General features: G+C 69.9%; 14 protein-coding genes. 9 read left to right on the top strand and 5 right to left on the bottom strand.

Annotated elements, in window-relative coordinates; all coding sequences use genetic code 11:
- The first annotated feature begins 2 nt into the window (after positions 1 to 2).
- Complete coding sequence (locus OHA18_RS07800) at positions 3 to 842, top strand: class II fructose-bisphosphate aldolase (RefSeq protein WP_329003133.1); 840 nt, start codon at positions 3 to 5, stop codon at positions 840 to 842.
- On the opposite strand, the gene OHA18_RS07795 is transcribed toward OHA18_RS07800, so the two are convergent.
- Positions 839 to 1,123: a hypothetical protein gene (locus OHA18_RS07795; RefSeq protein WP_329003131.1), complete on the bottom strand. Its 285-nt coding sequence runs from the start codon at positions 1,121 to 1,123 to the stop codon at positions 839 to 841. The genes OHA18_RS07800 and OHA18_RS07795 overlap by 4 nt on opposite strands.
- Before the next feature lie 44 nt (positions 1,124 to 1,167).
- On the opposite strand from OHA18_RS07795, the gene OHA18_RS07790 reads away from it, so the two are divergent.
- The 3 genes from OHA18_RS07790 (at position 1,168) to OHA18_RS07780 (ending at position 3,601) form a co-directional block, all read left to right on the top strand.
- A complete protein-coding gene (locus OHA18_RS07790) occupies positions 1,168 to 1,725 on the top strand; it encodes a hypothetical protein (protein ID WP_329003130.1) in 558 nt (185 codons plus the stop codon).
- A gap of 75 nt (positions 1,726 to 1,800) precedes the next feature.
- Positions 1,801 to 2,331: a hypothetical protein gene (locus OHA18_RS07785; protein ID WP_329003129.1), complete on the top strand. Its 531-nt coding sequence runs from the start codon at positions 1,801 to 1,803 to the stop codon at positions 2,329 to 2,331.
- A 1-nt stretch (position 2,332) separates the two neighbouring features.
- Complete coding sequence (locus OHA18_RS07780) at positions 2,333 to 3,601, top strand: APC family permease (protein ID WP_329003128.1); 1,269 nt, start codon at positions 2,333 to 2,335, stop codon at positions 3,599 to 3,601.
- Here OHA18_RS07780 and OHA18_RS07775 read toward each other — a convergent pair.
- From OHA18_RS07775 to OHA18_RS07760, 4 genes are read right to left on the bottom strand one after another with little or no spacing between them, the layout of a single operon-like run.
- Positions 3,567 to 4,631: an ABC transporter permease gene (locus tag OHA18_RS07775; protein ID WP_329003127.1), complete on the bottom strand. Its 1,065-nt coding sequence runs from the start codon at positions 4,629 to 4,631 to the stop codon at positions 3,567 to 3,569. The two genes, OHA18_RS07780 and OHA18_RS07775, sit on opposite strands and share 35 nt — an antisense overlap.
- Positions 4,628 to 5,506 (bottom strand): ABC transporter ATP-binding protein, encoded by an 879-nt coding sequence (locus OHA18_RS07770; protein WP_329003126.1) that lies wholly within the window; start codon positions 5,504 to 5,506, stop codon positions 4,628 to 4,630. Before OHA18_RS07770 ends, OHA18_RS07775 begins: the two co-directional genes overlap by 4 nt.
- Positions 5,503 to 5,895 (bottom strand): GntR family transcriptional regulator, encoded by a 393-nt coding sequence (locus OHA18_RS07765; RefSeq protein WP_165549724.1) that lies wholly within the window; start codon positions 5,893 to 5,895, stop codon positions 5,503 to 5,505. Before OHA18_RS07765 ends, OHA18_RS07770 begins: the two co-directional genes overlap by 4 nt.
- A 56-nt stretch (positions 5,896 to 5,951) precedes the next feature.
- Positions 5,952 to 7,265 (bottom strand): cryptochrome/photolyase family protein, encoded by a 1,314-nt coding sequence (locus tag OHA18_RS07760; protein WP_329003123.1) that lies wholly within the window; start codon positions 7,263 to 7,265, stop codon positions 5,952 to 5,954.
- A gap of 50 nt (positions 7,266 to 7,315) precedes the next feature.
- On the opposite strand from OHA18_RS07760, the gene OHA18_RS07755 reads away from it, so the two are divergent.
- The 5 genes from OHA18_RS07755 (at position 7,316) to OHA18_RS07735 (ending at position 11,945) form a co-directional block, all read left to right on the top strand.
- On the top strand, positions 7,316 to 8,029 hold the full coding sequence (locus tag OHA18_RS07755; protein ID WP_442914376.1) for a metal-dependent transcriptional regulator: 714 nt from the start codon (positions 7,316 to 7,318) through the stop codon (positions 8,027 to 8,029).
- Positions 8,030 to 8,101: 72 nt separating this feature from the next.
- A complete protein-coding gene (locus OHA18_RS07750) occupies positions 8,102 to 8,881 on the top strand; it encodes a class I SAM-dependent methyltransferase (RefSeq protein ID WP_329003121.1) in 780 nt (259 codons plus the stop codon).
- A 43-nt stretch (positions 8,882 to 8,924) separates the two neighbouring features.
- Positions 8,925 to 10,283: an aminodeoxychorismate synthase component I gene (gene pabB / locus OHA18_RS07745; protein WP_329003120.1), complete on the top strand. Its 1,359-nt coding sequence runs from the start codon at positions 8,925 to 8,927 to the stop codon at positions 10,281 to 10,283.
- Positions 10,276 to 10,974 carry an aminotransferase class IV gene (locus OHA18_RS07740; protein WP_329003119.1) on the top strand — a complete coding sequence of 233 codons (699 nt, stop codon included), beginning with the start codon at positions 10,276 to 10,278 and terminating at the stop codon, positions 10,972 to 10,974. Before pabB ends, OHA18_RS07740 begins: the two co-directional genes overlap by 8 nt.
- A gap of 65 nt (positions 10,975 to 11,039) precedes the next feature.
- Complete coding sequence (locus OHA18_RS07735; RefSeq protein ID WP_329003118.1) at positions 11,040 to 11,945, top strand: SPFH domain-containing protein; 906 nt, start codon at positions 11,040 to 11,042, stop codon at positions 11,943 to 11,945.
- Positions 11,946 to 11,957 lie beyond the last annotated feature (12 nt).

Genomic DNA, 11,957 nt, shown 5'->3' with positions numbered 1-11,957 from the left:
TCATGCCGTTGGTTTCCGGTGCGGAGGTTGTGCTGGCTGCGGCCAAGGCCGGCCGTGGGGTTGGCGCGTTCAACGTGATCCAGCTCGAGCACGCGACCGCGCTGATCGCGGGCGCCGAGCAGGTCGGTGCGCCGGTGATCCTGCAGATCAGTGAGAACGCGGTGAAGTACCACGGCGCGCTCAAGCCGATCGGCGTCGCGACGCTGGCTGCGGCAGCGGCCGCGTCGGTGCCGGTTGTCGTCCACCTGGATCACGCGATGGATCGGGACCTGGTCACCGAGGCAGTCGCGCTCGGGTTCACGTCGGTGATGTACGACGCGTCCAAGCTCGAGTACGCCGACAACGTGGCCGCGACGACCGAGGTCACGGCGTACTGCCACGACCACGGGGTCTTCGTCGAGGCCGAGATCGGCGAGGTCGGCGGCAAGGACGGCGTGCACGCGCCCGGCGCCCGCACCCGGCCGGACGAGGCCGTGGCTTTCGCCGAGGCGACCGGTGTGGATGCACTCGCCGTCGCAGTCGGCTCCTCCCACGCCATGACCGAGCGCACCGCGACCCTCGACTTCGACCTCATCACGCAACTCCACGAGGCCGTCGCAGTACCGCTTGTCCTGCACGGTTCCTCCGGTGTCGCCGACCCCGACCTCACTCGCGCGGTCGAGGCCGGCATGACGAAGGTCAACATCGCCACCCACCTCAACAACGTGTTCACCGCAGAGGTCCGGCAGATCCTGGCCGGCAACCCCGGTCTGGTCGACACCCGCAAGTACCTCGGCCCGGCCCGCGACGCGGTAGCGGCTGAGGTCGCGCGGTTGCTCGGGGTGCTGAAGGCGACGGCCTAGATCCCGGCGCTGCCCCGGATCCAGTGCGCGCGCAGGTCGTCGCGGGCGACCTGGACCTGCTCGCGGGTCGTCGGATCGGGGACCTCGAAGTCGTCGATCAACCGGGTGAGCGCCATCTCCACCGCCGCGACCAGCGCGTCCTCCTCGGACAGGTCGGCCTCGGCCACTCCTCGCAGGCCGGCGGCGAGCGCTGCCAGCCCGGCCAGTTCCTGGTCGGTGAACCGCACCCGGATCTCGGTCTTGCTGTCCACGCCCGCCTCCTCGATGGTTGGTACAGTCATGGTGCAGTGCAACGATCATGTTGCACAAGAGTGAGGGGTCGCGGATGACGGCGGCGGTGGACGAGACGTTGCGCACGGCTGCCATCGCCGTCCTGGCCGAGTACGGCTGGGCCGGCGTGACGCTGGAGCGGGTCGCGGAGAAGGTCGGCCGGTCCCGGGTCACGCTCTGGCGGCAGGGACTGACCGTCGAGGCGCTGCTGAGCTCGCTGCTGGACGCGCTGGCCGACGACTACCGGGACACGATGTGGCCGGTGCTGGCCGGTTCCGGGACCGGGCGCGAGGGCCTGATCCGGACCCTCGAGGCGCTGTTCGACGTGATCGACCGGCACCTTCCGCTGATGCTGTCGTCGGATCTGGTGTTCCACCAGGAGCAGGCCCGCAACGGGCCGGTCTCGTTCCTCGATCCGTTCGAGCGGTTCCTTCGCGACGGCGAGGCGGACGGCACGCTGCATCCGCACGGCCGGGTCAGCGACGTGGCCGAGGTGCTGATGGTCTCGGCGGCCTTCACCTACGTGCACATGCGGGGCCGGCACCACTGGTCGCGGTCGAGGGCCCGGCGCCTGACCCTCGACCTGGTGCTCCGCGGCGTCCTGGAGGCATGAAACATGCCTGTTGCACGAATTGCAACAAGCGTGTTTCATTGAGGGCATCATCACCTTCTCGCGGAGGAGACCGCCATGACACTGCCGTACGCCGAACCGCTGGTCCGCCTCGAGCCGCAGCCCCGGGTGATCCCCGAACCGCCCCGGGTCGGAGAGCCCGGCGGGGACCCCTGTGGACTGTGCGGCTGGCTGTCCGGCCTGGACGACGCTCGGAACGCCGAGGACAAACCGCTCTGGTACGACGACGACTGGGCGCTCTGCCGGGCGACCGGCGTCACCATCCCCGGCGTCGTCTGGCTGACCAGCCGCGCTCACCACGACTCGTTCGCGGATCTGCCGGACGCTCTGGCGCGCAGCTACGGGCCGATGGTCGCCCGGGTCGAGCGGGCCATCCTCGCGCTCGGCGGCATCGCCCGGGTGCACGTCTATCGCTGGGGCGACGGCTCGGCGCATTTCCACGTGTGGTTCTACCCGCGGCCGCTGGGCATGCTCGAGGCCAAGCGGGAGATGCTTGCCGTGTGGGCGGACGTGCTGCCCGAAGCCCCGAAGGAGGTCGTCGCCGATGCCGAGGCCAAGATCGCGGCGTCGCTGGCGGCGGACAGCTGACATGAGCACACCCCAGCCCGTGCCGGAGCAGACCGGCGCGGCCGGGCTCGCGCGGCGGCTCGGGCTGGGCGATGCGGTCCTGATCGGGCTCGGGTCGATGGTTGGGGCCGGGGTGTTCGTGGTCTGGTCGCCGGCCGCACGGGCGGCGGGGTCCGGTCTGCTGGCCGGGCTGGTGATCGCAGCAGTTGTTGCCTACTGCAACGCTGCCTCGTCGGCACAGTTGGCTGCGGTGTACCCGGTGTCAGGCGGCACGTACGTCTACGGCCGCGAACGCCTGGGGGAGTGGTGGGGCTTCGCCGCGGGCTGGTGTTTCGTGATCGGGAAGACGGCGTCATGTGCCGCGATGGCGCTGACGTTCGCCACCTATGTCACGGATGTCGACTGGTTGCGGCGGCTGATCGCCTTGACGGCCGTTGTCGCGCTCGCGGCGGTCAACTACCGAGGTATCACCCGGACCGCCCGCCTTGCCCGGATCCTCGTCACCTGCACGCTTCTCGTGCTCGCCCTCGTGCTGGTCCTGCTGTTCACCGGCGAGCCCCAGCATCATGCATCGGCCGGTACTTCGGCGTACGGCGTGCTGCAGTCGGCGGGCCTGCTGTTCTTCGCTTTCGCCGGCTATGCGCGGATCGCGACGATGGGCGAGGAGGTCCGTGAGCCGGCCAGAACCATCCCGCGAGCGATCACCATCGCCCTGGTCATTGCTATTGGCATCTATCTGCTCGTCGCGTTCGCGTTGCTCCGGACCGGCGACCCCGCGTCGACCACGGCGCCCCTCGCGGCCGCGGTCGACGGGGTCGGTGCGGCCTGGGCGACGCCGATCGTCCGGATCGGCGCCGCGCTCGCCAGCCTCGGCGCCCTGCTCGCCTTGATCGCCGGCGTCGGCCGCACCACGCTCGCCATGGCCCGCAACCAGGACCTCCCGACCTGGCTGGCCGCCGTACATCCCCGCCACCAGGTCCCGCACCACGCCGAACTCGCGCTCGCCGCGGTCGTCGGCGTACTCGTCCTCAGCACCGATCTGCGCGGCGTGATCGGCTTCTCGTCGTTCGGCGTCCTGCTGTACTACGCGATCGCGAACGCATCCGCCTTCACCCAGCCGGCCGATCAACGTCGCTGGCCCCGCGCCGTCAACGTGATCGGCCTGACTGGTTGCCTCGTGCTCGCGGTCACCCTCCCGTGGACGTCCGCGGCTGTCGCCGCGGCATTCCTCGCCGCGGCCCTGCTGGTACGGCGGCTCAGGACAGGTCGCGCCGGATCCGCCAGAAGCTGAAGCCTGTCAGCGCCAATGCCAGCAGCATGAAGAGCCCGAACTCGCGCCACTGCAGCGGCCAGAACTTGTCGGCCGTGAAGTACTTGATGTGCTGCCGGTACCCCTCGTCGGCCAACCGCTGGTAACACGCGGCGGCTTTGGCCGACACGCTGCCCTGGGTCGACACGGTGCCCCCGTCTGCCGCCGACCCTGGGGGACGCGGCGCGCAGTCGACCACCCAGCTCGGCAGGCTCGCCTTCTTACCTGCCTTGTCCACGGTCGTGTCGGACAGCTTCCACGCGCCGACCGCTCCGGACGCGACCTCGATCTGTACCACCCGTGGATTCGGCCCGTCGCCGCTGAGCCCGAAGCCGCGGATGTTGTCGGCCGTCACCACGATGTACTTGTCCGTCGGCGCGAGCAGGTGCGGCCGGACCAGCGTCGGCGTGACGACCTGCACCAGGATCACGGCCGCCAACGTGACCGCGAGCGCGACGACAGTACGGCGAACCGCGAGACCCACCGCGACCCCGAGGGCGAACGCGAAGGCGGCGTAGCCGACCGGGACCAGCCCACGGGCGGAGAAGACCGGCGGGAACATCCGGGGCAGGTAGGTGTTCGAGTCCTGCCCGGCGTTGATCGCCTTGTCGATCGGATTGGCCCACCAGGTCACGGCGAGGCTCAGCAGACCGGTGATCGCGATCGCGGTCAGGCCGGTGAACGCCATCTTGCCGGCCAGCCAGCGAAGCCGGCCGATGCTCTGGCTCCACACCAGCCGGTGGGTGCCGGTCTCCAGTTCGCGGGCGATCAGCGGTGCGCCCCAGAACGCCCCGATCACCGGCGGCGCGGCGTACAGCATCAACTGACCGATGATGTACAGCAGCGGGTTGAGCCGCTGGAAGCCGAGGTTCTGGATGAATTGGGTCGTGAGCCGCCGGTAGTCGTCGGCGAGGCCCGGTCCGGTCAACGCGAAGAACAAGGCCGCGGCGACGATCACCGACGCGACCACCAGGAACTGCACGCGGAACTGCCGCCAGGTCAGCCAGATCATCGCTGCACCTCCAGAACCGGGCGCTCGGGCTGGACGTCGCGGCCCATGTAGGCCAGCACGAGGTCCTCGAGCGTGAGCTGGGAGACCGTCCAGGCCGGATCGTGGATCGGCTGGTCGGTCCGGATCAGGTACGTCGACTGCCGGTCCGTGTGGCTGGCCGTCACGACATGCTGGTCGCGCGGCATGTCCTTCGGATCCCGGCGCGGACCGGTCAGCCGGAAGTGCGTCGCCAGCAGCGTGTCGATCTCACCGCTGACCTGCACCCGGGACTCGACGAGAACGATCAGGTAGTCGCAGGCACGTTCCACATCGGAGACGAGGTGTGAGGACAGCAGAACGCTCAGCTCCTGCTCGGCGACCGCCTCCATGAGGTCCTGCAGGAACTCTCGCCGGGCCAGCGGATCAAGCGCGGCGACCGGCTCGTCGAGGATGAGCAGATCGGGCCGCTTGGCCAGGCCGAGGGTAAGTGCGAGCTGCGCCCGCTGACCACCGGACAGCTTGCCGGCCCGCTGCTTCGGATCGAACCGCAGGTGCTGGAGTCGCTTCTGGGCAAGGGATTCGTCCCATGCGGGGTTGAGCCGCCGCCCGAGCCGCAGATGATCCGCGACACTCAACCGCGCGTACGTCGGCGTGTCCTGGGCGACGTACCCGACCTTGGCCTGCTGCGCCCCGGCCGGCGCCCCGAGCACCTCGACCGATCCCGCACTAGGCGTCAGCATCCCGACCGCCAGGTTCAGCAACGTGCTCTTGCCGGCGCCGTTGGGCCCGACCAGCCCGACCACATGCCCAGCCGGAACCTCCAGATCACAATCGGTCAGCGCCCAGCGCCGCCCATACTTCTTCCCCAGCCCATGGGCTTGCAGAACGGTGTTCACGCTATGTCCTCCTGAGCGGCGGACCGAAAGGTTGTCAGGAACAACGCCTCGATGCTCTCGTCGTCGAGGCCGGCCTTGCGGGCCTTGGCGAGCCAGCGGCGCAGGTCCTGCCGGAGCGGGCCGTGCGCGGCGAGGGTGTTGTCGGTGAGCGTGCGGGTGACGAACGTGCCGCGCCCGGGCCGGGCCTGGACCAGGCCCTCGTGCTCGAGCTCGCGGTACGCCTTGAGCACCGTGTTCGGGTTGATCGCCAGCGCCGCGACCACGTCCTTGACGGTCGGCAGCTGGTCCCCCTCGCGCAGCAGGCCGAGCCGGAGCGCGTTACGGACCTGCTGGACGATCTGCTGGTACGGCGACACCCCCGACCGGCCGTCCAGATGGAACTCGATCATCTCCAACCCCATTCATCTAGTTACCTAGTACTATAGGGCTGTGAGGCAAGCCGCAGTCAAGCCCGCATCGCGTCGTACCGGCGGAGGGCTTCGCGCCGGGCCTCGGCGTGGTCGACGATCGGGTCCGGGTAGCCGTCGGCGTCGTACCGCCAGGGCTCGTGCGCGGCCTTGCCGCCGAGGTGCCGCAGTTCGGGCACCCAGCGGCGGACGTAGTCGCCGTCGGGGTCGAACTTCAGCCCCTGCCCGACCGGGTTGAAGATCCGGAAGTACGGCGCCGCGTCCGCGCCACAGCCGGCCACCCACTGCCAGTTGAGCGAGTTCGACGCGAGATCGCCGTCGCGCAGCGAGCGCATGAACCAGCGGGCGCCGAACCGCCAATGCACGTGGAGATCCTTGACCAGGAACGACGCGACGACCATCCGCACCCGGTTGTGCATGAACCCGGTCTCGGCCAGCTGCCGCATCCCGGCGTCGACGAACGGGAACCCGGTCCGGCCCGCGCACCACGCGTCGTACAGCTCGCCCGGTTCGTCGTACTGCAGCTTGTCGAACTCCGGACGCAGCGGCTTCCACGCGGCGTGCGGGTGCCGCGCGAGAAGGTCCGCGCAGAACTCACGCCAGGCCAGCTCGCGCCGGTACGCCTCCGCGCCGGCGCTGCGTTTGCGGGCCAGGTCCGCGAGCATCGTCCGCGGGTGGATCTCGCCGTACTTCAACGGGATCGACATCCGCGACGTGCTGTCCAGATCGGGCCGGTCCCGCTCGTCGTCGTACGCCGCGACGTCGTCGAGGTACGCCGTCCAGTGCTCGAGCGCCGCCCGCTCGCCCGCGCCGTCACCACCGGGCGGCAGTGCCTCGCTGTCTGCCTTGACCCAGGTCACGTCCGCCGGCGCCGCCACCGGCTGCCGCCACCCGTGCGCCAACCACGCTTTGAAGTACGGCGTGAACACCTGGTACGGCCGCCCCTGCTGATTGAGTACCCGCCCCGGCGCCACGGCGTACGGCGATCCCGTCCGCACCAGCGGACACTTCAATGAGGCTTCAACTTCTTGATCGCGTTGTTGTCCGTACGGCGCGTAGTCCGCGCTGACGTGCATGCTCGCCGCACCGACCTCGGCCGCGATCGCCGGTACGACGGTTCCCGGATCACCCCGTCGTACGACGAGTCGCCCGCCCATCGACTCGGACAGGCTGCGCAGGGACGCCGCGAGATGATCCCGCCGCCGATCGCCGGAGCGATCCCAGAGAGCCGGATCCAGCACGAACGCCCCGACCACACGGCCGTCACCCGCCGCGACCGCGTCGAGCAACGCCGGGTTGTCCCCCAGCCGAAGATCCCGCCGGAACCACATCACCGCTGTCATTGTGCTCATCGTCGACCCTGTACCCAGGGAATTGGGTGAGGCTTGCCTAATAGGTGAGAATGGTTGTCGTGAGCGAGCTGATCGATACCACCGAGATGTACCTGCGGACCGTCTACGAGCTGGAAGAAGAGGGGATCCTGCCGCTCCGGGCACGGATCGCCGAGCGCCTGCACCAGTCCGGTCCGACGGTCAGTCAGACGGTCGCGCGGATGGAGCGCGACGGTCTGATCAAGGTGGAGGGCGACCGCCATCTGGAGCTCACCGACGTCGGCCGCAAACAGGCGGTCCGGGTGATGCGCAAGCACCGCCTCGCGGAGCGTCTGCTGGTCGATGTGATCGGTCTCGAGTGGGAGGACGTGCACGCCGAGGCCTGCCGCTGGGAGCACGTGATGAGCGACGCGGTCGAGCTGCGGCTGCTGAAGATCCTGGACAACCCGACCGAATCGCCGTACGGCAACCCGATCCCGGGCCTGGAGGAGCTCCAGACCAGCGGTATCGCGAGTGGGATCGAGGACTTCCGGATCGGTGTCGAGCCGCTGGACCAGGTCCTCGACCACGCCACCGGCGAGAGCGTCCGGGTGCTGGTCCGCCGGATCGCCGAGCCGGTGCAGACCGACGACGGCGCGATGGCGGTGCTGCGCAAGGCCGGCGCCCTGCCCGGCCGCGAGGTCGACTCGACCCTGGACGCCGACGGCGTGCTGGTCGGCAGCCGCGAGGCCGGCGGCGTGATCAGCGACGAGACCGCAGGCCACATCTTCGTCAGCCGCGTCTGATCGTCAACTCTCTGTTAACGGTCAGCACCCGGCGGAGTACGCCGGGTCGCCAGCCGGTAGGTTCAGGCCCCGATGTCCGAGAACTTTGTTGATTGGCCGCAGTACCTGCGGGAGTTCCATACCGCCACGCCCGGGAGCACGGAAGCGCTGCTGTCCCGGGCGGTGGCCGGTGACCACACGCCGTACCGGTGGCTGGTGCGTGCCGTTTCGGGCGAGGCGCGCAGGGTGCTCGACCTCGCCTGCGGCAACGGGCCGGTCGCGCGGGAGCTGTACGGGCGCTGGGTGGTCGGGGTCGACAACAACCCGGCCCAGCTCGCCGGGGCGCCCGGGCCGAAGGTGCAGGCGGACGCGCTGCACCTGCCGTTCGCGAACGAGGTCTTCGACGTCGTCACCTGCTCGCTGGGCCTGGCGGTCCTGCAGCCGCTTCCCGACGTCCTGGCCGAGGCGGCCCGGGTACTGCGCCGGGGCGGCGTGCTGGCCGCGATAGTGCCCGCCGTACGGCCGCTGCGGCGCGGGGACATCCGCACGTTGAGCGGCCTGACCACGCGGCTGCGGTCGACGCCGCAGTTCCCGGCCGGCGGCGAGATCACCGAGCTGAAGGACCAGCTCAAGCACGCCGGGTTCGACGTGATGGAGAGCCAGCGCGAGCGGTACGTGTACATGATCCGCACGCGCGACGACGCCTCGCGGCTGGTCAACGCGCTCTACCTGCCCGGTACGCCGGACGTCCGCCGCGACACCGCCGCCGGGTGGCTCGCGGACCGCGCCGAGTCCAAGGACGGGCTCGAGGTCGCGATCCCGATCCGCCGGATCACCGCGATGCGCACGAAGGTCGCACTGACCATCTCCTGATAACCGGGGTCCGATCCGGGCTCGCGGTCGGTACGGTGTGTTTGTGAGTGCGCTGCGCTGGTCCGTTCGGACGCTCGACCGGGCGCTCGACGGTGAGACGGTCTACCGCGAGCTGCTCGCCGGTGAACCCGTCGCGTACTGGCTCGACGGCAGCCTCACCGACCGCTCACCCCGCCACGTCTCGGTGCTCGGCACGACCGTCGGCGCCGAGGTGATCACCAGGGATGTTGCCGACGGCGACGTCTTCGCCGAGCTGAACCAGCTGCTGTCCGCGCGAGCCGCCGAGCCGCCGGACGAACTGGCCGGGCTCTTCTGCGGCGGATACGTCGGGTACTTCGGCTACGAGCTGAAGGCTCTCACCGGGGGCCGCGTCGCCCATGAGTCGCCCACGCCGGATGCGCTGTGGATCTGGGCGAACCGGTTCATCGTCATCGACCACGATCGCGACCGGACCTATCTGGTCGCGGTCGACGAGCCCGGCGCCGGCGAGGACTGGCTGGACCGGGCCGAGACGGCGGCCGCCGACTGGTGGATGGGCAGCATCGAGACGCCGGCGATCTCGAGGATGGATCTCGAGGCACATCTCGAGCAGGACCGGGCGACGTACCTGGCCGGCATCGCGCACTGTCTGGAGCAGCTCGAGGCCGGCGAGACCTACGAGGTCAACCTGACGAACCGGGTCCGGCTGCCCGCCGTCCAGGACCCGTTCGAGTTCTTCCGCTGGCAACGATCCGCGAACCCCGCGCCGTACGCCGCCTTCCTCCGGTACGGCGATCTCGCGGTCGCCAGCTCGTCGCCGGAACGGTTCCTGACCGTGGACACCGACGGCTGGGCCGAGTGCCGGCCGATCAAGGGCACCGCGCCGCGGGATCTCGACCCGGCGCAGGACCAGCTCGCGGCCAAGGCGCTGGCCGAGGACGACAAGACCCGGGCCGAGAACCTGATGATCGTCGACCTGATCCGCAACGACCTGGGCCGGGTGAGCGTGCCGGGGACGGTGACCGTGCCGCAGCTGATGCAGGTCGAGAGCTACCGGACCATGCACCAGCTGGTGACCACGGTCCGGGGCCGGCTCCGGGACGGGCTGACCGCGGTCGACGCGGTCCGCGCCTGCTTCCCGCCGGGGTCGATGACGGGCGCGCCGAAGATCCGCACGATGCAGATCATCGACGAGCTCGAGTGGAGTGCGCGCGGGGTGTACTCCGGCGCGCTCGGGTACCTGTCGCTGGACGGACGGGCGGACCTGAGCGTGGTGATCCGGACAGCAGTGCTGACCCCGGACGAGACTGTGATCGGGGCCGGGGGTGCGATCGTGCTGGATTCGGACCCGGTCGCGGAGTACGACGAAATGGTGCTGAAAGCAACGGCAGCTGTCGGTGCGAGAGGTGGGGGACATGAGTGACCTGTTGGTGGCGGACTCGTTCCTGGTTGCCAATGGCAAGGTCCGGGGACTGGAGCTGCACCGGGAGCGGTTCGTCCGGTCGTGTGCCGCGGCGGGGGTGGCCGCGGAACGGTTCTGGGACGAGCAGGCCGGACGATTACCCGGGTTCGGTCGGTGGTTCCCGCGGTTCGAGCTGCAGGCGTCAGGTGAGCTCGCCGTACAGCTGCGGCCGGCGCCGCCGATCGGCGGTCGCGTGCGCGTCGCCGTACACGAAGGTCCGGATCCGCGGACCGCGCCGCGGGTCAAGGGTCCGGATCTGGAGCTGCTCGGCAAACTGAAGGAGTCGGCGCCCGACCGGGCCGACGAGATCCTGCTGCTCGACGCCGACGGGACGGTGCTCGAGGCGGCGTACTCGGCCGTCGCCTGGTGGGAGGACGACGTCCTCTGCTTCCCGCAGCCCGAGCGGCCGCTGCTCGCCTCGGTGACGGCCCAGCTCCTGCGCCGCATCGCCGCCGATCAGGACGTCGAGGTCTCCGAGCACGCCGTCACTCCGCAGGACCTGCAGAACAGCACCGAGGCCTGGCTGGTCAACGCCCTCCACGGCATCCGCCCGATCCACGCCTGGGGCGCGTCGGCCATCGATCCGCTGCCCAACTCGCACGCCGCCCTCTGGCAGTCCCACCTGGAGGCCCTCGCCACCCGCCTGCCCTGATCGGCCCTCTTGTAAATGTGATATCACTTTGCTACCTTCGAGATATTCGAGAAGGAGGCAATGTGATGGTGGATGTCGCGGTGGAAATGCCGGCGCCGAAGGTGACCGAGCGGGCCGGCCGGAATCTGAACGGCTGGCCGATGGCGCTGGTGGCGTTCCTGCTGCTGGTGGCGGGGGTGGCCGCGGTCATCATTGGTGCCGCCCACGACAGGGGTCCGCAGGTGGTGCTCGGGATCGCGATGTTCGTGGTCGGCCTGATCGTCGCCGCCGGGCTGACCGCGGTCTCGCCGGGCCGGGCCCGGGTGCTGCAGATCCTCGGGCGGTACTCCGGGACCGTGCGTACCAACGGTCTGCGCTGGGTGAATCCGGTCTCCTCGCGGCGTGAGGTCTCGACCCGGATCCGCAACCACGAGACGGCCGTTGCCAAGGTCAACGATGCCGACGGCAACCCGATCGAGATCGCCGCGGTGGTGGTCTGGCAGGTCGAGGACACCGCGCAGGCGATGTTCGAGGTGGACGACTTCGTCGAGTTCGTCGCGATCCAGACCGAGACCGCCGTCCGGCACATCGCCAACAGCTACCCGTACGACGTGCATCCCGAGGGCGACGTGCTGTCGCTGCGGGACAGCACCGACGAGATCACCGAGAAACTGTCGGCCGAGATCGGTGTCCGAGTGCACGCGGCCGGCGTCCATGTGATCGAGTCGCGCATCACTCATCTCGCGTACGCCCCGGAGATCGCGCAGGCGATGCTGCGCCGCCAGCAGGCCGGCGCGGTCGTCGCGGCCCGGCAGCGGATCGTCGAAGGCGCGGTCGGCATGGTCGAGCTGGCGCTGGACCGGCTGTCCGAGCACGAGGTGGTCGAGCTGGACGAGGAGCGGAAGGCGACGATGGTCAGCAACCTGCTGGTGGTGCTGTGCGGCGACCGGGACGCCCAGCCGGTGGTCAACGCCGGCTCGCTCTACCAGTGAGTGGTCGCGACC

Origin of the sequence: Kribbella sp. NBC_00709, from assembly GCF_036226565.1 — a bacterium.
Lineage (GTDB): Bacteria > Actinomycetota > Actinomycetes > Propionibacteriales > Kribbellaceae > Kribbella.
This window is presented reverse-complemented; position numbering and strand designations above follow the sequence as displayed.

What these genes read in the sequence shown, in the direction of transcription:
- OHA18_RS07800 (WP_329003133.1), top strand. Translation starts at nt 3, where the DNA reads ATGCCGTTGGTTTCCGGTGCGGAGGTTGTGCTGGCTGCGGCCAAGGCC.
- OHA18_RS07795 (WP_329003131.1), bottom strand. Translation starts at nt 1,123, where the DNA reads ATGACTGTACCAACCATCGAGGAGGCGGGCGTGGACAGCAAGACCGAG.
- OHA18_RS07790 (WP_329003130.1), top strand. Translation starts at nt 1,168, where the DNA reads ATGACGGCGGCGGTGGACGAGACGTTGCGCACGGCTGCCATCGCCGTC.
- OHA18_RS07785 (WP_329003129.1), top strand. Translation starts at nt 1,801, where the DNA reads ATGACACTGCCGTACGCCGAACCGCTGGTCCGCCTCGAGCCGCAGCCC.
- OHA18_RS07780 (WP_329003128.1), top strand. Translation starts at nt 2,333, where the DNA reads ATGAGCACACCCCAGCCCGTGCCGGAGCAGACCGGCGCGGCCGGGCTC.
- OHA18_RS07775 (WP_329003127.1), bottom strand. Translation starts at nt 4,631, where the DNA reads ATGATCTGGCTGACCTGGCGGCAGTTCCGCGTGCAGTTCCTGGTGGTC.
- OHA18_RS07765 (WP_165549724.1), bottom strand. Translation starts at nt 5,895, where the DNA reads ATGATCGAGTTCCATCTGGACGGCCGGTCGGGGGTGTCGCCGTACCAG.
- OHA18_RS07760 (WP_329003123.1), bottom strand. Translation starts at nt 7,265, where the DNA reads ATGAGCACAATGACAGCGGTGATGTGGTTCCGGCGGGATCTTCGGCTG.
- OHA18_RS07755 (WP_442914376.1), top strand. Translation starts at nt 7,316, where the DNA reads ATGGTTGTCGTGAGCGAGCTGATCGATACCACCGAGATGTACCTGCGG.
- OHA18_RS07750 (WP_329003121.1), top strand. Translation starts at nt 8,102, where the DNA reads ATGTCCGAGAACTTTGTTGATTGGCCGCAGTACCTGCGGGAGTTCCAT.
- OHA18_RS07740 (WP_329003119.1), top strand. Translation starts at nt 10,276, where the DNA reads ATGAGTGACCTGTTGGTGGCGGACTCGTTCCTGGTTGCCAATGGCAAG.
- OHA18_RS07735 (WP_329003118.1), top strand. Translation starts at nt 11,040, where the DNA reads ATGGTGGATGTCGCGGTGGAAATGCCGGCGCCGAAGGTGACCGAGCGG.